We start from the raw sequence: 23,039 nt of genomic DNA on the forward strand, positions 1-23,039 counted from the left end.
GACGACGATGACCGACGCGCAGGAGAACGAGCACGGAGGGCCGTCGGTTCCGCAGACCCGCACCGCTCGCCACCGCAGGATCGTCGACATCCTCAACCGGCAGCCGGTGCGCTCGCAGAGCCAGCTCGCCAAGCTCCTCGCGGACGACGGGCTGAGCGTCACCCAGGCGACGCTCTCCCGCGACCTCGACGAGCTGGGCGCGGTGAAGATCCGCAACACCGGCGGCGAGCTGATCTACGCGGTGCCGAGCGAGGGCGGTTTCCGCACCCCGCAGGCTCCGCTGGGCGAGTCCGCGAAGGAGGAGCGCATGCGGCGCCTCTCCGGCGAACTGCTGATCTCCGCCGAGGCGTCCGCCAACCTGGTGGTCCTGCGGACCCCGCCGGGCGCCGCCCAGTTCCTCGCGTCGGCCATCGACCAGGCCGAACTCCACGCGATCCTCGGTACGATCGCGGGTGACGACACCCTGCTGCTCATCAGCCGCGACCCGGCGGGCGGCCAGGCGCTCGCGGACCACCTGCTGAAGCTCGCGCAGAAGTAGGCACGTCTCAGTAGCGCGTGATCGCCGTCGGCCCCCCGCCCCGTGTGCCGACGGCGATGTGCGGCCGGCGCGCGGGATCGGCCCAGGCGAGCACCGCGCGCATCGCGTCCGCCGGGACGGAGACGCAACCCGCGGTCGCCCCGCGCCCGTTGACGTGCAGGAAGATCCCGGCCCCACGCCCGCGTACCGGCCGGTCGTAGTTGAAGCCGATGACGAGCCCGTACGCGTACGGGCGGCGGTACGTGACCATGTGCTCGGCCTCGGCGGCCCGGCAGTCCCGGGGCAGGCCCTCGACCCAGCGGTTGTACGCGCGCGAGTCGTTGTCCTGGCACCACCAGGACCGCTGGGTCACGCGCGCGTAGCGGTACGAGGTCCCCGCGGGCGCGGGCTCGATGCCGAAGGCGTACGGCAGCCGGTAGAGCCCGGTGGGCGTGGTCTTCGTCCCCTGCCGCCGCCGCCCGCCCTCGGCGAGCCCCTTCGCCCCGAACCGGGCGGGTGCCGAACCGGCCTTCACCCACCGGCCTCCGCGCCGGTCCCACCAGGTCAGTGTGCCCGTGGTGGATGCGGTCCCGGCGGCCTCCGCGGTGATCAGCTGGGAGCCGCCGCCGGTGTCCGCCATGCGCGCGGGCAGCGGTACGGGGCTGGGCGCGGCGCCGAGGGACATCAGGGCTGCGCCGAGGACGAGGAGGGTGCGGGGGAGTGCGGTGCGCATGGGCGCGAGGCTAGGGCCACGCGGCGCACCACGCGCGCGGGACGCGGCTGTTCGGCGGTCACCGGCAGCGGCGGCCGGGGGAGCGGAAGGGCGGGCAGCCCGTCGAGGCTGCCCGCGCTGCCCTGCCCCTCGACGGCGCCGGCCGGGCCGGCCGCCCTCGGCGCATCCGTCTCAAGCCCCGGTCGGTCACCGGTGGTTGGGCCCGGGACCGGGGCCGAGGCGGAGCGCCCGCCGGATCCGGGGCGCCCACGCGCGCGCGTGCGCGAGTGCACCGTCGGCCGGGGGAGGTGCGGTACTCCGGCGCGGGGCCGCCGCCTCGGTCGGCGCGGTTCCGCAGGCTCCGTCGCCCTCTTGACGCCCCTGGACCTCCTCGTGATCGTCGTGCGCGGTGGTCGGCCGGGCCGTCGGCCGGCAGAGGGTGCCGGCCGGAAAGTGGTCCGCCCAGGGCGCCAGCGCCCGCGCGGTCTCACGGACGACCCGAGGGGACGTGTCGGCCAGCAGAGGCGCGAGGCGTTCGAGCCGTACGGCGTCGAGCGCACGCAGCCCCGCCACGGCGCTCGCCCGCACCCGGGGTCCGGCATGTTCCGTCAGCGTCCACAGCGCCGGGCCGTCCACGACCCGGTCGCCGCACTCGGCGAGGCCGAGGGGGGCGTCGGAGTGCACCGCGTCCCCGGCCGCGCAGGCGGCCCGGTAGAGCGGCAGGGGATCTGTGCCCGCCTGCCGCAGGACCCACCGCGCGCAGGCGCGCACGAGTGCGGACCGGTCGTACAGGAACGGCACCGCCTCTCCGGGCCGCCCGGCCCGGTGCAGCGCCGTGACCCCGGCCGCCCGCACCCGGCCGAGCCGGGAGCCCAGCAGGGGGCCGACGACGGCGTCGTCGGCCGGGTCGCCCACGGTGGCGAGCGCGGCGTTCGCGCACAGGTCCTGGACGACCACGTCGGTGCCGGCGGCGGCGATCGCCGCGAGCCGGGCGGGGGAGAGGAGGCCGCGCTCGACGGCGACCCGGTGCGCGAGCCGCCGCACGGCCCGGTCCCCACTGCCGAGCAGGGCCTCCGTGGCCGCTTGCGGCTCCTCCCACAGGCTCGCGGTCAGCAGCTCCCTGGCCTCGCCTCCGTGCAGCCGGTCCCCGGTGCGCAGGGCCACCGCCGCGAGGCGGGCGAGGGCCTCGGGCGTGAGCCCCGGAAGCTCCGCGCGCAGGACGGCGAGAGCCCGTACCCGTACCGGCTCGGCCCAGTCGGCGCACCGGACGACGGCCAGCGGGAGGAGCTCGGGCGAGCGGCTCACGTGGGAGAGGGCGGCCTCCCTGGCCCGGCCGTCGGGGCCGCACAGGGCGACGGCCAGTTCGGGGGCGGTGGGGCCCCGTTCCGCGGCGGCGGGGAACCAGGTGGGGACGGGCGGGATGCGGTGGCCCCACCGGAGGGCGGCGCGGATGTCCCGGTCGAGACCGATCCACGCGCCCGCGTCAGCGCCTCGGAGGATCCGGGCGAGGCGGGCGGCGACGTCGTCGAAGGTGGTGCTCGGCATGGCCGGAGTCTAGGTCCGGAGGGGTGGGGGCGTAGCCGGATTCAGGGCGCGCGACCGGGCCCCACATTGACAAAACATACGGCCGATTGCATAGTTATGCCTACCGGAGGGGCGTGTGATCGCCGCCCGGCGCGACCTGGCGTGACCCGCACGCGTTGAACAGGCCGCTTCCCCGTCCAAGGCCCGGGCAGGGAGGCGGCGGTAGACCCCACTCTCCTGAGGAGCAGCAGCTGTGAGCAGCAACAACGGTGACGTCCGGCTCTGGGGCGGACGGTTCGCCGACGGCCCCGCCGAGGCACTGGCGAAGTTGTCCGCGTCGGTCCACTTCGACTGGCGGCTCGCGCCGTACGACATCGCCGGTTCCCGCGCCCACGCGCGCGTGCTGCACAAGGCCGGGCTGCTCACCGACGACGAGCTGACCCGCATGCTCGCCGGCCTCGACCGGCTGGAGGCGGACGTCGCCGACGGCACCCTCGTCGGCACCATCGCCGACGAGGACGTCCACACCGCCCTGGAGCGCGGTCTCCTGGAGCGCGTCGGCCCGGACCTCGGCGGCAAGCTGCGCGCCGGCCGGTCCCGCAACGACCAGGTCGCCACGCTCTTCCGGATGTACCTGCGCGACCACGCCCGGATCATCGGCGGCCTCGTCGCCGACCTCCAGGACGCCCTCGTCGGCCTCGCCGAGGCGCACCCGGACGTCGCCATGCCCGGCCGTACGCACCTCCAGCACGCCCAGCCGGTGCTCTTCGCCCACCACGCCCTGGCCCATGCCCAGTCCCTCTCCCGGGACGCCGAGCGGCTGCGGCAGTGGGACACCCGGACGGCCGTCTCCCCGTACGGCTCCGGCGCCCTCGCCGGCTCCTCCCTCGGGCTCGACCCGGAGGCGGTGGCCAAGGACCTGGGCTTCGAGCGCGGTTCGGTCGGCAACTCGATCGACGGCACGGCCTCCCGCGACTTCGTCGCCGAGTTCGCCTTCATCACCGCGATGATCGGCATCAACGTGTCGCGGATCGCGGAGGAGATCATCATCTGGAACACGAAGGAGTTCTCCTTCGTGACCCTCCACGACGCCTTCTCCACCGGCTCGTCGATCATGCCGCAGAAGAAGAACCCGGACATCGCCGAGCTCGCCCGGGGCAAGTCCGGCCGTCTCATCGGCAACCTCACCGGCCTCCTCGCCACGCTCAAGGCGCTTCCGCTCGCCTACAACCGTGACCTCCAGGAGGACAAGGAGCCGGTCTTCGACTCCTGCGACCAGCTCGAAGTCCTGCTGCCCGCCTTCACCGGCATGATGGCCACGCTCACCGTGAACCGGGAGCGCATGGAGGAGCTGGCCCCGGCCGGCTTCTCGCTCGCGACGGACATCGCGGAGTGGCTGGTCAAGCAGGGCGTGCCGTTCCGGGTGGCGCACGAGGTGGCCGGCGAGTGCGTGAAGGTCGCCGAGTCGGAGGGCAAGGAGCTGGACGAGCTGACGGACGAGCAGTTCGCCAAGATCTCCGAGCACCTCACCCCCGAGGTGCGCACGGTCCTCGACGTCCCCGGCGCCCTCGCCTCCCGCAGCGGTCGCGGCGGGACCGCCCCCTCGGCGGTCGCCGTCCAGCTCGTCGAGGTCAAGGCCGACCTGGTGATCCAGCACGCCTGGGCCGAGGCCAAGAAGTAGCCCGAGCCCCGCAGCCCTCGGAACGTCACAGCGCCGCCGCCCACTCCGCGAGCGCGTCGAAGTCCGGCCGGAGCAGTCCGAGCCGGGGGTCGACGTGCAGCAACAGGGCGGCGGCGAGGTGCTTCTGCTCCACGTACTCGTGGTCGTACGCGGTGATGTCGTCGTCGACCCAGGCGAACGGCCGCCCCGCCGCGTACTCCAGGATGTACTGCGTCTTCCAGAAGGTCCCGCGGGGAGCCCTTCCGTGCATCTGGGGCCAGTCGATGAACGGCAGCTCGGGCAGACCGAGATGCGGCCCGATCCAGTCGTTCGCCTCGTCCTTCCAGGTCGTCGCCCAGACCAGCTCGTACGCCTCCGCCAGTGCGAGCAGCTCGCCCCCGTGTGCGGGGTTCAGCCACACCCGCAGCGGCTTCGTCTCGAACCAGCCGCCCGGCCGCATCCGGTGGGTCGTGTATCCCTCCGGCCGCCGCTCGCGCTGCGCCGCGTACGGATTCAGTGGCCCGTCGACATCGATGAGCAGCAGTGGCTTTGTCATGATCGCAGCATTCCGTTCCCGCCCCTGTGAGGCGTTGAATTATCGAATGAGACATTGATGTCTCATTCGGTGTATGGTCGTCCCATGTCAGTCGACCGCACCCAGGTGCTCCACGCAGCCGCCGCCCTGCTCACCCGCAAGGCGACCGCCACGATGGACGAGGTCGCCCGGGCCGCCGGGATCGGCCGCGCCACGCTGCACCGGCACTTCGCCGGACGCGACGCCCTGGTCCGGGCGCTCGAAGAGCTCGGTCTGCAGGAGATGGAAGGCGCCCTCGACCGGGCCGCGCTCGACGACGGGCCCGAGGACGAGGCTCTGCGCCGGCTCGTCGCCGAGGTGGAGCACGTCGCACCCCTGCTGTCGTTCCTCGTCACCGAGAACCAGCTCTTCGAGGGCGACCAGCAGCACGTCGGCTGGGCACGCATCGACGCCCGCGTCTCCGCGCTCTTCCGGAGCGGACAGGAGAGCGGCGCCTTCCGGATCGATCTGACCCCGGCCTGGCTCACCGAGGCCTTCTACGGGCTCGTCGGTTCCGGCGCCTGGGCCGTGCAGGACGGCCGGGTCGCCGCCAAGGACTTTCAGTACATGATCGCCGAGCTGCTGCTCGGCGGAGCGCGCAGGAGCGTGGAGAAGTGACCGTCAGCACCCTCAAGACCACGGGCCATACCGAGGGCGTGCGCCGCCCCGGCCGGTGGCTCGCCCTCTCCGTTCTCGTCCTGGCCGTCCTCCTCGTGGCGGTCGACGCCACGGTGCTGGGACTCGCCACCCCCTTCCTCTCCGAGGACCTGGAGCCCTCCGGCACCCAGCTCCTCTGGATCGGTGACGTCTACTCCTTCGTCATCGCCGGACTCCTGGTCTCCATGGGCAGCCTCGGCGACCGCATCGGCCGCAAGAAGCTGCTCCTGATCGGTGCCACCGCCTTCGGTGCCGTCTCCGTGCTGAACGCCTACGCGACCAGCCCCGAGATGATGATCGTGGCGCGCGCCCTGCTCGGTGTCGCCGGCGCGACCCTGATGCCGTCCACCCTCGCGCTCATCCGGAACCTCTTCCACGACCCGCGCGAGCGCAGCCTCGCCATCGGCATCTGGGGGGCCATGGCCTCGGCCGGTGCCGCCGTCGGACCGGTCGTCGGGGGCTTCCTCCTGGAGCACTTCTGGTGGGGCTCGGTCTTCCTGATCAACCTGCCCGTGATGGCGGTCCTCGTCCTGGTCGGCATCAAGCTGATCCCCGAGTCCAAGAACCCGAACCCGGGCCCCTGGGACATGCCGAGCGTCGGCCTCTCCCTCATCGGCATGATCGGCATCGTCTACGCGATCAAGGAACTGGCCTCGCACGGCCCCTCGCTCGACGCCGGCGCCGCCGCCCTCCTCGGCGTGGCCGCCCTGACCTGGTTCGTCCGCCGGCAGCTCACCCTGCCCGCGCCGCTCCTGGACATGCGGCTGTTCCGTCACCGCGGCTTCTCGGGTGCCGTCCTCGCCGACCTGCTGACCATCCTCGGCCTCTCCGGCCTGGTGTTCTTCCTGTCCCAGTTCTTCCAGCTGGTCCAGGGTCGGCAGCCCCTGGAGGCCGGACTCGCCGAACTCCCGGCGGCGGTCGGCGCGGTCACGGCCGGTCTGATCGCCGGTCTGGTGGCCCGTCGCTTCTCCGTACGGTCCGTGGTGGCCGGCGGACTCGCGGCGGTGGGCCTCTCGCTCGCCGTCCTGACGACGCTCGACCAGCACACCGGCTATCCGCTCCTCGGTGCCGCGCTGCTCGTGGTCGGTGTGGGCGCCGGATTCGCCTTCACGGTCACCGCCGACGTGATCCTGTCCAGCGTCCCGAAGGACCAGGCCGGCTCCGCCTCGGCGGTCTCGGAGACCGCGTACGAACTGGGCGCTGCGCTCGGCATCGCCGTCCTCGGCTCGATCGTGACCGGCGTCTACCGGGGCTTCGCCACTCCGGCCGATGTCCCCTCCGACGTCGCGTCCGCCGCCCACGAATCGCTCGGCGGTGCGGTCGAGGCCTCCGGCGCCCTCGCCCCGGAGACCGCGACGGCCCTGGTGTCGGCCGCCCAGGAGGCCTTCGTCGACGGTCTGCGGATCGCGGCCGGCGTCGGCGCGGCGGTTCTCCTCGCGACGGCGGTCGCGGCCTGGTTCCTGCTCAAGGGCCAGAGGCTGGAGGACGGCGTCGAGCACTGACGCGCGGCGGATGCGACGGTGCCCCGTGAGGCCAGGAGGCCGTACGGGGCACCGTCACATGTCCGTGGGGACTACGCGGCCTTCGCCTTCGTGGCGTACATGTCCACGTACTCCTGGCCCGACAGCCGCATGACCTCGGCCATCACCGAGTCCGTCACCGCCCGCAGCACATAGCGGTCGCGGTCCATCCCGTCGTACCGCGAGAACTCCATCGCCTCGCCGAAACGGACCGTCACCCGGCCCGGACGCGGGAAGCCCGCGCCGCCCGGCTGGATCTTGTCGGTGCCGATCATCGCGAACGGGACGACCGGTGCGCCCGTCATCAGGGTGAGCCGCGCGATGCCCGTACGGCCCCGGTACAGACGGCCGTCGGGGGAGCGGGTGCCCTCCGGGTAGATCGAGAAGATCTTGCCCTCCTCGAGGACCCGGCGACCGGTCATCAGGGCCGCCACACCACCGCGGCCGCCGTCCCGGTCCACCGGGATCATGCCGACGCTGGTGAAGAACCAGGCCATCGCCCGGCCCTTGATGCCCTTGCCCGTCACGTACTCGTCCTTGCCGATGAAGTAGACCGGACGGTCCAGGCAGATCGGCATGATCATCGAGTCGATGAAGGTCAGGTGGTTGCCCGCGAGGATGACGGGACCGGTCCCCGGGATGTTCTCGGCGCCCTCCACGCGGGGGCGGAACATCAGGCGCATGACCGGCCCGAGCACTGCCTTGATGATCGCGAGACGGGACAACGGTTCCTCCGGTGGGATGCGGGTCAGTCGAGCTGACGGTGCAGCTGGCGACGATACTCGCGGGTCACGTCCGTGCGCACATCGGGTTCACCGAGTGGATACGCAGTGTTGACGTGTGTTTCCGCCATGTTCGGCGTAGGTCTGCCGCCCGTAGGGCCCCGATGCCTAGCGTCGGGGGCACCCGTCGACAGGTGCGGGACACGACACAGGAGGACACCACATGACCCAGGGCGAACGCCGGATCCCGGCCCGGCGCACGGTTCTCGGAGCGGCGGGCGCCACCGTCCTCGGCGCCTCCACGGCCCTCGCCGGCAGCGGTGTGGCACAGGCGGCGCCGACCGCAGGGGCGCCGTCCGCCGCGGCGGGCCGCAGCCACGGCCGCGGCTACCGCTCCCTCCCCGTTCCCACCGTCATCGCCCACCGGGGCGCCAGCGGCTACCGCCCCGAGCACACCCTCGGCTCCTACCGGCACGCCCTGAACCTCGGCGCCCATGTCATCGAGCAGGACCTCGTCCCCACCAAGGACGGGCACCTGGTCTGCCGTCACGAGAACGACATCACCGGCACCACCGACGTCGCCGACCATCCCGAGTTCGCGTCCCGGAAGACCACCAGGAGCGTCGACGGCGTCTCCCTCACCGGCTGGTTCACCGAGGACTTCACGCTCGCCGAGCTCAGGACCCTCCGCGCCAAGGAGCGCATTCCGGCCGTCCGCCAGGAGAACACCCTCTACGACGGCCGCTGGACGGTCCCCACCTTCGAGGAGGTGCTGCGCTGGGCCGAGGAGGAGGGCCGCCGCCGGGGCCGCGAGATCTGGCTCCACGTCGAGACCAAGCACCCCACCTACTTCCGCTCCCTCGGCCTCGGCCTGGAGGAGCGCCTCGCCAGGCTGCTCCGCCGGTACGGCCGCCACCGCGCCGACTCCCCGGTCTTCCTGCAGTCCTTCGAGCCGACCAGCATCCAGCGGCTCGCGAAGCTGGTCGACTCGCCCGGCGTGGTCCTGCTCTCCGGCGCGGCCAGCCGCCCCTGGGACTTCGTCCAGGCCGGGGACCCGAGGACGGTCGCCGACCTGGTCACGCCCAAGGGCCTGCGCTGGATCGCCTCGTACGCCAAGGGCATCGGCCCCACCCTCGACCTGGTGATACCGAAGGACGCGAGCGGCCGCCTCGGCGACCCGACCACCCTGGTCCGCGACGCGCACGCGCAGGGCCTGATCCTCCACCCGTACACCCACCGCAACGAGAACTCCTTCCTGCCCGCGGACTTCCGCAGGGGCACGGACCCGACGGCGTACGGCGACTCCTTCGGGGCCCTGAGGCGCTATCTGGAGACGGGGATCGACGGCATCTTCTCCGACAACCCGGACACCGCACTGCTGGGCGCGGCGGACTTCGCCGCCCGCGACTGATCGCCGCGTACCCGAAGAGCGTGCGGGTCCGCCGATCGGGCCCGCACGCCCTCCTCCCGGGTGGTTTGACGTCCGAACCGCAACCACGCCCGCGTGCCCCGGCATGGTGCGGTGCATGACCACCCCCGTGACCAACCCCGAGTCCGTCCAGGACACCACGCGCGAGTCCGCGCCGGGCATGACGCCCGAGTTCGCCCCGGACGCCACCCCCGGGCTCCTCGCCGCCCTCGCCCCGCTGCTCGCCGCCGAGTCCGACGCGGAGGCGCCGGCCGCCGGTGTCGAGCCGAGCGACCTGGAACAGGCCGTCTGGCTCCGCCTCCTGGAGCAGCTCCGCGACACGGGTACCGCCCCCGAACACCCCGCCGAGTGGCTGCGCCGCGCCGTCCGTGCGGAGGCCCGCCGGGCCCGTAGGACGAGCGACCGTGAACGCCCCTACCGCGACGAACCCGGCCACGACCCGGGCACCCCGGAGCCCCCCGGCTCCCCGGAGCACGCGTTGATGGCCGCCGAGGGCCGCCGCACCCTGCGCGCCGCCGTCACCAGGACGCCCGGCCGCTGCCCCCGGGTGCTGACCGCGATGCTCGATCCCGAGGACCCCACGTACCGGGAAATCGCAGGAGAGTTGGGTATCTCACAGGGCAGTCTGGGGCCGATGCGTTCCCGTTGCCTGGGATGCCTGCGCAGAATGCTGGCTGCAGAGGTTCCCGCCCCCGGCCGACGGGGAAGGGTGCGGTAAACCGATGATCCACAGATGAGCGGGAGGCGTGCACACATGGGCCTGAGTGTGACCATCTCAGCGGCGGACGCGGCGGACGCGGAGCACATCCTGAAGCTGCAGTACCTCTGCTACCAGAGCGAGGCGGAGCTCTACGGGGACTGGTCCATCGAACCGCTCACCCAGTCGCTCGACGACCTGCGCGCCGAACTGGCCGAGGGGTACGGGCTGGTGGCCCGGCTCGGTGACGAGGTCGTCGCCTCCGTGCGGGCCAGGCTCGACGAGGACGGCACGGTACGGATCGCCAAGCTGATCGTGCACCCGCGGATGCGGCGGCACGGCCTCGGCGGCCGCCTTCTCGACGGCATCGAGCGCCACTTCGCCGAGGCGGCGGTACAGCCGGCTCCGTCGCCCAAGCGCTTCCAGCTGTTCACCGGCCACCGCAGCGAGGGCAATCTGCGCCTCTACCGCAGCAAGGGGTACGCGCAGGTCGCCACCCGCGAGCTCGGCCCGAGGCTCACCCTGGTGACCCTGGAGAAGGTCGCGGCCTGACTCAGGCGGCCGTCGCGGTACGCGACCGGCGCAGCCACCAGATGCCGCTCAGCGGCAGCAGGACCGGAATGAACAGATAGCCGTAGCCGTAGTCCGACCAGACCGTCGCGTCCGGGAAGGCCGACGGCTCGATCAGCGTCCAGGTCCCCACGATCAGTACGCCCGTGAGCTCGGCGGCGCAGCACACCAGCGCCGCCCTGCGGGCCGTCTCCCCGCCCCGCACCAGCGTGTAGGTGATGAAGGCGTAGACGACGGCGGCCACCGCCGACAGGGTGTACGCGAGCGGTGCCCGGTCGAACTCGGTCGCGATCTGGTAGATCGAGCGCGAGACCGCGCCGACCGACATCACGCCGTAGAGCCAGACCAGCAGGATGCCGGGGCCCGTGACGAGACGGGCCTTCGTGCCCTGTGCGGCCTTCTCCTGCGTCTCGGTCATGGTCAGCCCACCGTCCAGATGTCGTAGAGACGCACTTCGAGCACGGCCAGGACGACCGCGCCGGCGGCCACCGTGGCCGAACCCCACCGGCTGCGCTCGGCGAGCGACATGAAGCCGGCGATGGGCACCGCGCACAGCGCCCCGAGCAGATAGGCGACGAAGATCGTCGCACCCTCCTCGGCCTTCTCGCCGCGGGTCAGCTGCACGATCCCGACGATCAGCTGGACCAGGACGAGGAAGGTCACCACGGCCATGCCGATGAAGTGCCAGTCCTTGGTCGACTGGTCGCGGAAGGCGGCGTAGCCGCACCAGGCGGCGAGGGCGAGCGCGGCCACGGAGACCGCGACCGTCAGGGCGTCAAGCATGCGCCCGAGGGTATTACGGTGCGAATGGCCCGATGCGCTCGCCCCCCGTGCCGTCGCCGCGGGCGCGCGGGGACCGTGGTCTTGACCACAGCCGGCCCGCCCGTGACGTCCCCGGCGGGCCCCTCGCGGGTTCCGGTGCAGGGCGCCCGTCCCCGCAGGCCACACGGGGAAAGCGGGCGGAATCAAGGCTTCCGAAGTGTCCGCATGGCGTCTCAATGACGTCCGCTATTCGGACAGCCTCCTTTCGTTCGCACCTGCGCATGCTTTACTTGCAGACATGACCACGACGAGCAGCCGCACCCTTGCGACCGAGGCGATCCCCACGCCCGGTGCTCGTTGTATGTGTCGAATGTGCGCCTTCTGAGGGCCCCCGCCTGAGTTTCGCGCCCCGAAGCGAGACCGACGGCCGTGCCGTTCCTCCCGCCTTCCGGCGGTGGACCGCGCCCGCCCCGCGCACCGCCGAGACTCCCGGCCACCCGCCGGACCGGCCTCCGTGCGCCTGACTGTCCGAAGACGAATGCCCCGTGCACGACGGACCCCGCGTCGCGCACTCGACAGTGACGGAAACCCCCTGTGATCACCACTTCGGGCCTGACCAAGGTCTACGAGTCGCGCGGCCGACAGGTCACCGCTCTGGACGGTGTCGACCTCCACGTCCGCGAGGGCGAGGTATTCGGCGTGATCGGCCAGAGCGGCGCCGGCAAGTCCTCGCTCATCCGCTGCGTCAACCTCCTGGAGCGCCCCACCTCCGGCACCGTGACCGTCGACGGCGTGGACCTCACCGCCCTCGCCGGCAAGGGCCGCCGGGCGGGCAAGGACCTGCGCCGGGCGCGCAGCAGCATCGGCATGGTCTTCCAGCACTTCAACCTGCTGTCCTCCCGCACGGTGAAGGACAACATCGAGCTTCCCCTGGAGATCCTCGGCGTCTCAGGAGCCGAGCGCTCCCGCCGCGCCCTCGAACTCCTCGACCTGGTCGGCCTCGCCGACAAGGCCAAGTCCTACCCGGGTCAGCTCTCCGGCGGCCAGAAGCAGCGCGTCGGCATCGCCCGCGCCCTGGCGGGCGAGCCCAAGGTCCTGCTCTCCGACGAGGCCACCAGCGCCCTCGACCCGGAGACCACCCGCTCCATCCTCCAGCTGCTGCGCGACCTCAACCAGCAGCTCGGCCTCACCGTCCTGCTCATCACGCACGAGATGGACGTCGTCAAGACGATCTGCGACTCGGCCGCGCTGATGCAGAAGGGGCGGATCGTCGAGTCCGGCACCGTGAGCGAGCTGCTCGCCACCCCCGGCTCCCAGCTGGCGGCCGAGCTCTTCCCGGTCAGCGGCGCCCACACCGGCCCCGACCGCACGGTCGTCGACGTCACCTTCCACGGCGACGCCGCGACCCAGCCGGTGATCTCGCAGCTCTCCCGGACGTACAACATCGACATCTCGATCCTCGGGGCGGCGATGGACACCGTCGGCGGCCGGCAGATCGGCCGGATGCGGATCGAACTGCCCGGACGGTACGAGGACAACGTCGTCCCGGTCGGCTTCCTGCGCGAGCAGGGCCTCCAGGTCGAGGTCGTCGAGGAGACGCTCACCGAAGAAACGGTTGTCCAGGACGCGGCGACCCTGCTCGTGAAGGAAGGTGCCAAGTGACCTGGTCCGAGATGCAGCCACTGCTGGAGCAGGGCACCGTCGACACCCTCTACATGGTCCTGTGGGCCACCGTCGTCACCGTGCTCGGCGGCCTGCCGCTCGGCATCCTCCTCGTCCTGACGGACAAGGGCGGACTGCTGCAGAACCTGCCGGTCAACAAGGTCGTCGGTGCGATCGTGAACATCGGGCGTTCGCTGCCGTTCATCATCCTGCTGATCGCCCTCATCCCCTTCACCACCCTCGTCGTCGGCACCTTCATCGGCCCCACCGCCATGATCGTGCCGCTCGCCATCGGCGCCATCCCCTTCTTCGCGCGCCTCGTCGAGACCTCCGTCCGCGAGGTCGACCACGGGCTCGTCGAGGCCGTCCAGGCCATGGGCGGCGGCATCCCCACCATCGTCCGCAAGGTGCTGCTCCCGCAGGCCCTGCCCTCGCTGATCTCGGGCGTCACCACCACGGTCATCGTCCTCATCGGCTACTCGGCGATGGCCGGCGCGGTCGGCGGCGAAGGCCTCGGCTCCAAGGCCGTGACCTACGGATACCAGCGCTTCGACACCACGTTCATGCTCGTCACCGTCGTCGTCCTGGTCCTGATCGTGACCGTCGTCCAGCTCATCGGCGACGGAGTCGTACGACTCCTCGCCCGCCGGGGCCGTACCGCGTAACGGCCTCCCGGCCCCCCAGACTTCGTCCTTTCGAAGAACAGCCCGGACTTGTTGTCCAGGCGACCACCGCACCACCGGAAAGAGGCACTCTTCGTGCGTAAGAACATCAAGCTCGCCGCCGGTATCGCCGCCACCGCCGCCCTCGCCCTCGGCCTCACCGCCTGCGGCACCTCCTCGGACCCCGGGTCCAAGGACTCGGCCGGCTCCGGCGATGCCACCAAGGCGCTCGTCGTCGCCGCGTCCCCGACGCCGCACGCCGACATCCTCAACTACGTCAAGGACAACCTGGCCGAGAAGGCCGGCCTGAAGCTGGAGGTCCGGGAGTTCACGGACTACGTCCTGCCGAACACCGCCACCGAGAGCGGCCAGGTCGACGCCAACTACTTCCAGCACAAGCCGTACCTCGACGACTTCAACAAGAAGAACAACACCCACGTCGTCCCGGTGGTCAACGTCCACCTGGAGCCGCTGGGCCTCTACTCCAAGAACCTCACGTCGGTGAAGGACATCAAGGCGGGCCAGACCATCGCCGTCCCCAACGACACCACCAACGGCGGCCGCGCGCTCCAGCTGCTCGCCGAGAACGGCCTGATCACCATCAAGCCGGGTGTCGGCACCAACGCCAAGCTCTCCGACATCACCGACAAGAAGGGCCTGGAGTTCAAGGAGCTGGAGGCCGCCACCGTGCCCCGCGCCCTGAACGACGTGGACGCCGCCGTCATCAACGGCAACTACGCCATCGAGGCCAAGCTCTCCCCGGTGAAGGACGCCCTCGTCCTGGAGAAGGCGGACGGCAACCCGTACGCCAACTTCCTCGCCGTCAAGGAGGGCAACGAGAAGGACGCCCGCGTGCAGAAGCTCGCCAAGCTCCTCAACTCGCCCGAGGTGAAGAAGTACATCGAGGACACCTACAAGGGCTCGGTCATCCCGGCCTTCGGCGCCGCCCAGTAGACTCCGGCACCCGAGGGACCGTCAGACCGGTTCCCCCGTACAGTCCTTGAGCAGAAGGCCCCCCGCACCCCGTCCGGTGCGCGGGGCCTTCGCCACACCCCCACCCGACACCGACCCGGCCATGCGCACCGGCGCCCCCATGCTGCATGCTGTGCGTTCACGGTCGATTCGGACGGTCCACGGCATGGAGCTGCGCATGACTACCACCTTTCCGGACATCTCCATCAACACGGACCGGCTGGTGCTGCGCGCGCTTGAGGAGGCGGACGCCCCCGCCCTCGCCGAGATGATGAACGACGAACTCGTCGGCGCCTGGACCGCGGTGCCCCAACCCTTCACCGAGGCGGCCGCCCGCCGCTGGATCACCGAGTACGCGCCCGCCGAACGCGCCGCGGGCCGGGGCATCGACCTCGCCGTCACCGAATTCCTCACCCAGCGCCTGGTCGGCATCATCCAGCTGGGCAAGACCAACTGGAGAGTCCGCTCGACCGAACTCTCCTACATCGTCGCCCCCTGGGCCCGCGGGGAGGGATACGCCTCCGAAGCCGCCCTCGCCACCGCCCAGTGGCTCTTCGGCGACCAGAAGTTCGAGCGCCTCGAACTGCGCACCGCCGCCGACAACACCGCCTCCCAGCAGGTCGCCCAGAAGATCGGCTGCATCAGCGAAGGCGTCCTGCGCAACGCCTGCATAGCCCGCACCCGCACCGAGGACGGCAGCTGGACCGAGCTGCGCACCGACTTCATCGTCTGGGGCCTCCTCCCCGAGGACCTCGACGGCGTCGCCGACCAGATGGCCGAGGCCGGATACTCCTCGTACACCGACTGGAGCTGAACCCCGCGGCCCCACCCGGGGTACGCTCGGCACGCCCCCGACCTGCGACAACACCAGGAGACGACGAATGGCCGACCGCGTCACGGTGATCGGCTGGGACGGCTCGCCCCTCACCGCGGCGGCCCGGTCCGCGCTCTCCGCCGCCACCCTGGTGGCGGGCGCCGCCCACCACCTGGCCCTGCCCGAGGTCCCGCCCGGCGCCGAACGCATCCGCCTCGGCAGCGTCGACCTCGCCGCCCGCCGCATCGCCGGCCACCGGGGCACCGCCGTCGTCCTCGCCGACGGCGACCCGGGCTTCTTCGGCGTCGTCCGCACCCTGCGTGCCCCCGAACACGGCCTCGAGGTCGAGGTCGTCCCCGCCGTGTCCTCCGTCGCCGCCGCGTTCGCCCGCGCGGGGATGCCCTGGGAGGACGCCCGGATCGTGGTCGCCCAGCAGCGCACCCTGCGCCGCGCCGTCAACGTCTGCCGCGCCCACCCCAAGGTCGCCGTCCTCACCTCGCCCGGCGCCGGACCGGCCGAACTCGCCCTGCTCCTCGACGGCGTCCATCGCACCTTCGTCGTCTGCGAGGAGCTCGGCACCGACCGCGAGCAGGTCTCCGTCCTCACGTCCGACAAGGCAGCCGACCACAGCTGGCGCGACCCGAACGTCGTCCTCGTCATCGGCGGCACCGCGGGCGGGACCCCCGCAGCCCCCTGGCTGATGGGCCAGGACCCGGCGGCGCCCCCGGTCCGCGGCTGGGGCCTGCCCACGGAGGAGTACGACCCCGCCGCGCAGGGCGCCCGGACCCGCGCGGGCGAGGACCCGTCCCTGCGTGCAGCCCAGCTCGCCCGCCTCGGGCCCCGCACCGGCGACCTCGTCTGGGACATCGGCTGCGCGGGAGGCGCCTTCTCCGTCGAGGCCGCCCGCTTCGGCGCCGCCGTCATCGCCGTGGACCTCGACCCGACGGCCTGCGCCCGCACCGAGCAGGCCGCCCGCCGTCACGGCGTACCCCTGCAGACCGTGCGAGGCCGGGCTCCGCACGTCCTGGAGAACCTGCCCGAACCCGATGTCGTCCGCGTCGCGGCCGGCGGGGTCGCCGTCGTCACCGCCTGCACCGACCGACGGCCGGAACGCATCGTCGCCCACGCCTCCACCCGGGACGAGGCCGAGGCGATCGGCGCCGCCCTCGCCGACGGCGGCTACACCGTCGAGAGCCTGCTCCTCCAGACCGTCGGACTCGATCCGCACGACTGGTCGGAGCGCGAGCGTTCGGTCGTCTTCCTGCTCTCCGGCCGCAGGACCGACACCCCCCACGGCTAGTCCCGGCACCCCCCACCCGTGACCGTGCCGCCCGCCGGGGCAGGTAGGCTGGCCGATTGTTGTACCGCATCCGGATGTTCGGCGCTTCGTTCGTCAATGTCCTGAATTGGTGGCCACATTGCGCCGCTGACGTGGTACGCGACAAGGGGGGACCGCGCGACGTGGCGCAGTCCACAGCGCACCGTGGCAAATCTCCCTGCCACGAGGGCCCGGGGCCGCGACAATGTGTGGGTGTCCGCGTGTCCTTCGTGCCGCGCGGCGCGCCCGCTCGTTCTTGTCGACGGGCGCAGGTCTGAAGGAGCACAAGCGATGGGCGAGGGGTACGCATGACGGACACCGGCCAGGTCCCGGGCGAGGGGCTGCCGGAGAACGCAGGCATGGTCGAGCAGCCGGGCATCCCCGCACCGGGCGCGTACACCTTCCTGGACCCCTCCGAGCACACCACCGCGGACGACGACCTTCTGCTGATGCCGGGCGCCCAGGGCGCCTGGAGCGAGCACCCGCCGGGCGTCGCGCCCGCGCCCCCGGTCGCCGTGCCGCCGCCGGTGGCACCCGTGGTCCCGAACCGGTCGGCCCCCCATCAGGGCGTGCCGGCCGTGCATCCGGAGGCGCCGGCCGTGATCGGTGACCCGCTCACCGACCCGCTGCCGGACCCGCTCACGGCCCCGCTGGACTCCGTCGCCCTCGCCGACGTCCTCACGGCCCCGCAGCACCAGACCCCGCCGCAGGGCGTCCCGCCGGGCACCCCCGCGCACGGCGTCCCCGTGGACCGGTTCACCGGCACTCCCGCGCACGGCGCCCCGGCGGAGCAGCCGGCGGGCACCCCTGCCCACGGCATCCCGCTGGACCAGCTCACCGGCACCCCCGCGCACGGCGTCCCCGTGGCCCCGCAGGAGCAGGCGCCCACCCAGCACGGCTACGAGCCCGGCATCCTCGACACCGGCGCGCACGAGGCCGCCGGCCGTGACTCCGGCTCCGTCGACCTGAGCGGCGTCCGGGTGCCCCCGCCGGCCCCGGCCCCGCAGGCGGCCCGCCGCCCGCTGCACATGGGCCCGCCGATGCCCGAGGCCGGCGGCGTCGTGCTCTCGCTGGCCGACCGCGGCCCCGCCGCCGCGCCGGCCCCGCAGCCCGCGCCGGTCCCCGCACCCGAGCCGCTCGTGGCCACCGGCCCCGCGCCGATGCCCGTACGGAACCCGGGCCCGCCGACCGGCGGCCCCGAGTACTTCGAGATCGCGCAGGACCAGCAGCTCGCGCCGCAGGGCGCCGAGCCGTGGGCCGCGCAGCCGCAGGAGTCCGAGGCCCCGCAGGCCCCGGACCTGCCCGCAGAAACGGTCGTCCCGCAGAGCGGGCAGTTCGTCCAGGTCGAGGGCACCATCCCGACGACCCCGCACCTTGCCCCGGCGCCGGCGCCGGAGCCGGCCCCCGCGCCGGAGCCGGCCCCCGCGCCGGAAGAGCAGGCGGAGCCCGAGGCCCCGGCCGCCGTCGAGGAGACCGCACCGGAGGCCCCGGCGCAGACCCCCGAGGTCCAGGCCACCGTCCCCGCCCCGCGTGAGGGCGAGCCGGCCGCCGAGGCCCCCGAGCCCGCGCCGGTGGAGGCGGAGGAGCCCGTGGCCGCACCCGAGCCCGAGCAGGTTCCGGAGGCCGCGCGGATCCCGGACGCCGAGCCGCAGCCCGAGGAGCAGCCCGAGCCCGTCGCGGAAGCCGTGACCGAGGCCCCGGCCGAGCCGGTCCCCGTGACCGAGGCCCCGGCCGAGCCCGTCGCGGTGACCGGGGTACAGACCGAGCCGGTCGCCGCGACGGAGGCCCCGGCCGAGCCGGTCGCCGTGACGGAGGAGCAGCCCGCGGAGGAGCCGCTCCCCGAGGAGGCCCCCGTCGAGGCGGTCGCCGAGGAGATCCCCTTCGTTCCGGAAGAGACCCCCGAGGCCTCGAACGAGCCGACCCCGGGGACCGAGCCGACCCCGGGGACCGAGCCGACCCCGGAGACCGGGACCGCGACCGAGGCGGCTCCCGCCGCCGAAGCCCCGCAGGGCGAGAACCCGGAGCCGGTCGAGCCCGCGGAGGCCGTCGCCCCCGAGGCGCCCGCGGAGGCCGAAGAGGCCGCCCCCGAGGCACAGCCGGAGACGGCTCCCGTCGCGGAGGACGCGGAGGAGGCCGAATCGGCCCCGGCCCCCGGATACGCAGACGCCGAGCGCGAGGCCGTCCTCCGCGTGATGCGCGAGCGCCGCGACATCCGCAACGGCTTCCGCTCCGACCCGATCCCGCACGAGGTGCTGCTCCGCGTTCTGGAGGCCGCCCACACGGCGCCCAGCGTCGGCCACTCGCAGCCCTGGGACTTCGTCGTCATCAGGTCCGCAGAGACCCGGCAGACGATGCACGAGCTGGCCCAGCGGCAGCGCGATGCGTACGCCAAGTCGCTGCCGAAGGCCCGGGCGAAGCAGTTCAAGGAACTGAAGATCGAGGCCATCCTCGACACCCCGGTCAACATCGTCGTGACGGCCGACCCGACCCGCGGCGGCCGCCACACCCTCGGCCGTTACACGCAGCCGCAGATGGCCCCGTACTCCTCGGCGCTCGCTGTCGAGAACCTCTGGCTCGCCGCCCGCGCCGAGGGCCTCGGCGTCGGCTGGGTCAGCTTCTTCGACGAGCGCGAGATGGTCCGCACCCTGGGCCTCCCCGAGCACCTCGAAGTGGTCGCGTACCTCTGCGTGGGCTACGTCGACGAGTTCCCCGAGGAGCCCGAGCTGATGCAGGCGGGCTGGTCCAAGCGCCGCCCGCTGGCCTGGGTCGTCCACGAGGAGACGTACGGCCGCCGCGCGCTGCCCGGCGAGGAGCCGCACGACCTCCTCCAGGAGACCATCGCCAACATCCGCCCGCTGGACGCGAAGGCGCTCGGCGAGGCGTGGGAGCGCCAGAAGCGGATGACCAAGCCGGCCGGTGCGCTCGGCATGCTGGAGATCATCGCTGCGCAGCTCTCGGGACTCTCCCGGGTGTGCCCGCCGCCGATCCCGGAGCCGGCGGCCGTCGCGATCTTCGCGGGCGACCACGGCGTCCACGCCCAGGGCGTGACGCCCTGGCCGCAGGAGGTCACCGGCCAGATGGTCGCCAACTTCCTCGGCGGGGGAGCGGTCTGCAACGCCTTCGCCAACCAGGTGGGCGCGGAGGTCTGCGTCATCGACGTGGGCGTGGCCTCCGAACTCCCGGCCACCCCCGGACTCCTGCCCCGCAAGGTCCGCCCCGGCACCGCCGACTTCACCACGGGTCTCGCGATGACCCGCGACGAGGTCCTGGCGGCGATCGAGGTGGGCATCGAAACGGCCCGAGACCTGGTCGCCGCAGGCAACAAGGCCCTGCTCACGGGCGAGATGGGCATCGCGAACACCACCGCGTCCGCCGCCCTGATCTCGGTCTACACGGGCGTCGACCCGACCGAGGTCACGGGCCGCGGCACGGGCATCAACGACGAGACGCACGCCCGCAAGGTGGACGTCGTCCGTCGCGCCCTGGACCTGCACAAGCCGGACCCGGCGGACCCGATCGGCGTCCTGTCGGCGGTCGGCGGCCTGGAGCACGCGGCCCTCGTCGGCCTGATCCTGGGCGCGGCCTCCCTGCGTACCCCGGTGATCCTCGACGGCGTCTCCACCGGAGCCGCGGCCCTGGTGGCCCGCGCGATCGCGCCGGAGTCGCTCGCGGCCTGCATCGCCGGACACCGCAGCGCCGAGCCGGGCCACGTGGCCGCGCTCAACAAGCTGGGCCTGCGTCCCCTGGTCGACCTGGACCTCCGTCTCGGCGAGGGCACGGGCGCACTGCTCGCCCTCCCGCTGGTGCAGAGCGCGGCCCGCGCGATGCACGAGGTGGCCACGTTCGACTCGGCGGGCGTCACCGAGAAGTAGCTCCGAGGCGCGTCCCCCACCCACACACGGAAGTGGGGGACGCGCGGGGACCGTCTTCGGGACGTGAGGCGTAGGCAGACCAAGCCCAGCCCCCGGGACATCCGTCACAGCGTGACGCCCCCACCACACCGATATCGTGGTCACCAGGCGCCCCGCCGCCGCCCCACCAGCCGCTTCATCGCAGCAGCGGCCAGCACCCGCCCTCCGAGGAGCCGCTCACCCATGGCCGAGCACGCCGATCACACCGCCCAGCCGACGACGCACCCCGCCTACCCCGTGGGCCTGCGCCTGGCCGGCCGCCGCGTAGTCGTCCTCGGCGGCGGGCAGGTCGCCCAGCGCCGGCTCCCCGCCCTGATCGCCGCGGGTGCCGACATCACGCTGATCTCCCCCTCCGCGACCCCCTCGGTCGAGGCGATGGCCGAGGCCGGAGAGATCACCTGGACCAAGCGGCGGTACGAGGACGGCGACCTCGCCGACGCCTGGTACGCCCTGGTCGCCACGACCGATCCGGCCTCGAACGCCGCCGCCTCCGCGGAGGCCGAGCGCACCAGGACCTGGTGCGTGCGCTCCGACGACGCCGAGGCGGCCACGGCCTGGACTCCGGCGACGGGCCGCAGCGAGGGCGTGACCGTCGCGGTGCTCACCGGCCACGACCCGCGCCGCTCCGCCACCGTGCGCGACGCGATCGTCGAGGGTCTGCGGGACGGCTCGATCGCGGCCCCGCAGCACCGTGCGCGTACCCCCTTCGTCGCGCTGGTCGGCGGCGGCCCCGGCGACCCGGACCTGATCACGGTGCGCGGCCGCCGGCTGCTCGCCGAGGCGGACGTGGTCATCGCCGACCGCCTGGGCCCGCGCGACCTGCTGGACGAACTGCCCCCGCACGTCGAGGTGATCGACGCCGCGAAGATCCCGTACGGCCGGTTCATGGCCCAGGAGGCCATCAACAACGCGCTGATCGAGCACGCGAAGGCCGGCAGGTCGGTCGTACGTCTGAAGGGCGGCGACCCGTTCGTCTTCGGGCGGGGCATGGAGGAGGCGCAGGCGCTCGCCGTCGAGGGCATCGCCTGCACGGTGGTGCCGGGCATCTCCAGCTCGATCTCGGTCCCGGGCGCGGCGGGCATCCCGGTGACGCACCGGGGCGTGGCACACGAGTTCACTGTGGTGAGCGGGCACGTGGCCCCGGAAGACCCGCGTTCGCTGGTCGACTGGGCGTCGCTCGCGAAGCTCACGGGGACGCTCGTGATCCTGATGGGCGTGGACAAGATCGGGAAGATCGCCGAGGCGCTCATCGCCCACGGCAAGAACCCGGAGACTCCGCTCGCCCTGGTCCAGGAGGGCACGACGGCCTCGCAGCGCCGGGTGGACGCGACGCTGGCGACGGTGGCGGAGACGGTGCGGACGCAAGAGGTCCGCCCGCCGGCGGTCATCGTGATCGGTGACGTCGTGGCGGAAGGCCCGGACCGCCTGGTCATGTAGCACCGCTCGGGAGCGGGCGACGCACAGCCGCACACACATTGGCACCACACCCCGGACAAGGCAGTATCACCTCGTGGCCGAACTCATCACGATCGACGACCCCGACGACCCGCGCCTGCGCGACTACACCGGTCTGACCGATGTCGAACTCCGCCGCAGAAGGGAACCGGCCGAGGGCCTGTTCATCGCGGAGGGCGAGAAGGTCATCCGCCGGGCGCGGCAGGCGGGGTACGAGATGCGGTCGATGCTGCTCTCCGCCAAGTGGGTCGATGCGATGCGCGACGTCATCGACGAGGTCCCCGCACCGGTGTACGCGATCCAGCCGGACCTCGCGGAGCGCGTCACCGGCTACCACGTGCACCGGGGCGCCCTCGCCTCGATGCAGCGCAAGCCGCTCCCGGACGCCGCCGAGCTGCTCGGCGCCGCCCGCCGGGTGGTCGTGATGGAGTCGGTGAACGACCACACCAACATCGGCGCGATCTTCCGCAGCGCCGCGGCGCTCGGCATGGACGCGGTGCTGCTGTCGCCGGACTGTGCGGATCCGCTGTACCGGCGCTCGGTGAAGGTGTCGATGGGTGCGGTGTTCTCCGTGCCGTACGCCCGGCTCGACACCTGGCCGCGGGGCCTGGAGACGGTTCGGGAGGCGGGCTTCAAGCTTCTTGCGCTGACGCCGGCGGAGAAGGCGATGTCGATCGACGAGGCCGCCCCGCACCGTATGGAGCGCGTGGCCCTGATGCTGGGCGCGGAGGGCGACGGTCTCTCCACGCAGGCGCTGCGGGCCGCGGACGAGTGGGTCCGCATCCCGATGGCCCACGGCGTCGACTCGCTGAACGTGGGCGCGGCGGCGGCGGTGGCGTTCTACGCGGTGGCGACGGGCCGCCCGGAGTCCTGAGAGCGGGCGCCGGGCCCACCGGGCCCG

At 72.9% G+C, this 23,039-nt stretch carries 21 protein-coding genes; 15 read left to right on the plus strand and 6 right to left on the minus strand.

Features of this window, described 5'->3' with window-relative positions:
- The first annotated feature begins 7 nt into the window (after positions 1 to 7).
- Positions 8 to 538, plus strand: coding sequence for an arginine repressor (locus IF00_RS0109030; RefSeq protein WP_030316147.1), 531 nt, complete (start codon positions 8 to 10; stop codon positions 536 to 538).
- 7 nt (positions 539 to 545) lie between these two features.
- Here the strand turns inward: IF00_RS0109030 and IF00_RS0109035 are convergent, their stop codons facing one another.
- On the minus strand, positions 546 to 1,250 hold the full coding sequence (locus IF00_RS0109035; RefSeq protein WP_030316150.1) for a L,D-transpeptidase family protein: 705 nt from the start codon (positions 1,248 to 1,250) through the stop codon (positions 546 to 548).
- 186 nt (positions 1,251 to 1,436) lie between these two features.
- Positions 1,437 to 2,774 (minus strand): hypothetical protein, encoded by a 1,338-nt coding sequence (locus tag IF00_RS0109040; protein WP_051820004.1) that lies wholly within the window; start codon positions 2,772 to 2,774, stop codon positions 1,437 to 1,439.
- 232 nt (positions 2,775 to 3,006) lie between these two features.
- Here IF00_RS0109040 and argH point away from each other — a divergent pair, with 232 nt between their 5' ends.
- A complete protein-coding gene (gene argH, locus IF00_RS0109045) occupies positions 3,007 to 4,434 on the plus strand; it encodes an argininosuccinate lyase (RefSeq protein ID WP_030316154.1) in 1,428 nt (475 codons plus the stop codon).
- A 25-nt stretch (positions 4,435 to 4,459) separates the two neighbouring features.
- Here argH and IF00_RS0109050 read toward each other — a convergent pair whose 3' ends face one another.
- Positions 4,460 to 4,969, minus strand: a complete 510-nt coding sequence (locus IF00_RS0109050; protein ID WP_030316157.1) for an HAD domain-containing protein — start codon at positions 4,967 to 4,969, stop codon at positions 4,460 to 4,462.
- A gap of 84 nt (positions 4,970 to 5,053) precedes the next feature.
- On the opposite strand from IF00_RS0109050, the gene IF00_RS0109055 reads away from it, so the two are divergent.
- Together IF00_RS0109055 and IF00_RS0109060 are read left to right on the plus strand one after the other, a co-directional pair.
- On the plus strand, positions 5,054 to 5,605 hold the full coding sequence (locus IF00_RS0109055; RefSeq protein ID WP_030316159.1) for a TetR/AcrR family transcriptional regulator: 552 nt from the start codon (positions 5,054 to 5,056) through the stop codon (positions 5,603 to 5,605).
- Positions 5,602 to 7,146 carry an MFS transporter gene (locus IF00_RS0109060; RefSeq protein WP_030316161.1) on the plus strand — a complete coding sequence of 515 codons (1,545 nt, stop codon included), beginning with the start codon at positions 5,602 to 5,604 and terminating at the stop codon, positions 7,144 to 7,146. The genes IF00_RS0109055 and IF00_RS0109060 overlap by 4 nt, the downstream gene beginning before the upstream one ends.
- Before the next feature lie 71 nt (positions 7,147 to 7,217).
- Here IF00_RS0109060 and IF00_RS0109065 read toward each other — a convergent pair whose 3' ends face one another.
- Entirely contained in the window at positions 7,218 to 7,889 is a 672-nt protein-coding gene (locus tag IF00_RS0109065; protein WP_030316163.1) for a lysophospholipid acyltransferase family protein, read from the minus strand.
- A gap of 220 nt (positions 7,890 to 8,109) precedes the next feature.
- Between IF00_RS0109065 and IF00_RS0109070 the strand changes: the two genes are divergently transcribed.
- The 3 genes from IF00_RS0109070 (at position 8,110) to IF00_RS0109080 (ending at position 10,564) form a co-directional block, all read left to right on the plus strand.
- On the plus strand, positions 8,110 to 9,297 hold the full coding sequence (locus IF00_RS0109070; RefSeq protein WP_030316165.1) for a glycerophosphodiester phosphodiesterase: 1,188 nt from the start codon (positions 8,110 to 8,112) through the stop codon (positions 9,295 to 9,297).
- Positions 9,298 to 9,475: 178 nt separating this feature from the next.
- Positions 9,476 to 10,033, plus strand: a complete 558-nt coding sequence (locus IF00_RS0109075; protein WP_030316167.1) for a sigma-70 family RNA polymerase sigma factor — start codon at positions 9,476 to 9,478, stop codon at positions 10,031 to 10,033.
- Between the two features lie 36 nt (positions 10,034 to 10,069).
- On the plus strand, positions 10,070 to 10,564 hold the full coding sequence (locus IF00_RS0109080; RefSeq protein WP_030316168.1) for a GNAT family N-acetyltransferase: 495 nt from the start codon (positions 10,070 to 10,072) through the stop codon (positions 10,562 to 10,564).
- Between the two features lies 1 nt (position 10,565).
- Here IF00_RS0109080 and IF00_RS0109085 read toward each other — a convergent pair whose 3' ends face one another.
- Together IF00_RS0109085 and IF00_RS0109090 are read right to left on the minus strand one after the other, a co-directional pair.
- Positions 10,566 to 11,000 (minus strand): hypothetical protein, encoded by a 435-nt coding sequence (locus tag IF00_RS0109085; protein ID WP_030316169.1) that lies wholly within the window; start codon positions 10,998 to 11,000, stop codon positions 10,566 to 10,568.
- Positions 11,001 to 11,002: 2 nt separating this feature from the next.
- Complete coding sequence (locus tag IF00_RS0109090) at positions 11,003 to 11,365, minus strand: hypothetical protein (RefSeq protein ID WP_030316170.1); 363 nt, start codon at positions 11,363 to 11,365, stop codon at positions 11,003 to 11,005.
- A 573-nt stretch (positions 11,366 to 11,938) separates the two neighbouring features.
- Between IF00_RS0109090 and IF00_RS0109095 the strand changes: the two genes are divergently transcribed.
- The 8 genes from IF00_RS0109095 to IF00_RS0109130 all read left to right on the plus strand — a co-directional run bounded on the left by IF00_RS0109095 (position 11,939) and on the right by IF00_RS0109130 (position 23,012).
- Positions 11,939 to 13,006, plus strand: coding sequence for a methionine ABC transporter ATP-binding protein (locus IF00_RS0109095; protein ID WP_030316171.1), 1,068 nt, complete (start codon positions 11,939 to 11,941; stop codon positions 13,004 to 13,006).
- Positions 13,003 to 13,671, plus strand: a complete 669-nt coding sequence (locus IF00_RS0109100) for a methionine ABC transporter permease (protein ID WP_030316172.1) — start codon at positions 13,003 to 13,005, stop codon at positions 13,669 to 13,671. Before IF00_RS0109095 ends, IF00_RS0109100 begins: the two co-directional genes overlap by 4 nt.
- A 93-nt stretch (positions 13,672 to 13,764) precedes the next feature.
- Complete coding sequence (locus tag IF00_RS0109105) at positions 13,765 to 14,622, plus strand: MetQ/NlpA family ABC transporter substrate-binding protein (RefSeq protein WP_030316173.1); 858 nt, start codon at positions 13,765 to 13,767, stop codon at positions 14,620 to 14,622.
- A 196-nt stretch (positions 14,623 to 14,818) separates the two neighbouring features.
- Positions 14,819 to 15,454 (plus strand): GNAT family N-acetyltransferase, encoded by a 636-nt coding sequence (locus tag IF00_RS0109110; protein ID WP_030316174.1) that lies wholly within the window; start codon positions 14,819 to 14,821, stop codon positions 15,452 to 15,454.
- Between the two features lie 67 nt (positions 15,455 to 15,521).
- Positions 15,522 to 16,754 (plus strand): precorrin-6y C5,15-methyltransferase (decarboxylating) subunit CbiE, encoded by a 1,233-nt coding sequence (cbiE, locus tag IF00_RS0109115; protein WP_030316175.1) that lies wholly within the window; start codon positions 15,522 to 15,524, stop codon positions 16,752 to 16,754.
- A 326-nt stretch (positions 16,755 to 17,080) separates the two neighbouring features.
- Positions 17,081 to 20,644: a nicotinate-nucleotide--dimethylbenzimidazole phosphoribosyltransferase gene (gene cobT, locus IF00_RS0109120; protein ID WP_030316176.1), complete on the plus strand. Its 3,564-nt coding sequence runs from the start codon at positions 17,081 to 17,083 to the stop codon at positions 20,642 to 20,644.
- Positions 20,645 to 20,866: 222 nt separating this feature from the next.
- Positions 20,867 to 22,120: a uroporphyrinogen-III C-methyltransferase gene (gene cobA, locus IF00_RS0109125; protein WP_030316177.1), complete on the plus strand. Its 1,254-nt coding sequence runs from the start codon at positions 20,867 to 20,869 to the stop codon at positions 22,118 to 22,120.
- Positions 22,121 to 22,193: 73 nt separating this feature from the next.
- Positions 22,194 to 23,012, plus strand: coding sequence for a TrmH family RNA methyltransferase (locus IF00_RS0109130; RefSeq protein ID WP_030316178.1), 819 nt, complete (start codon positions 22,194 to 22,196; stop codon positions 23,010 to 23,012).
- Positions 23,013 to 23,039: the final 27 nt, after the last annotated feature.

The sequence above is a fragment of the Streptomyces flavochromogenes genome, from assembly GCF_000717595.1.
GTDB lineage: Bacteria > Actinomycetota > Actinomycetes > Streptomycetales > Streptomycetaceae > Streptomyces > Streptomyces flavochromogenes.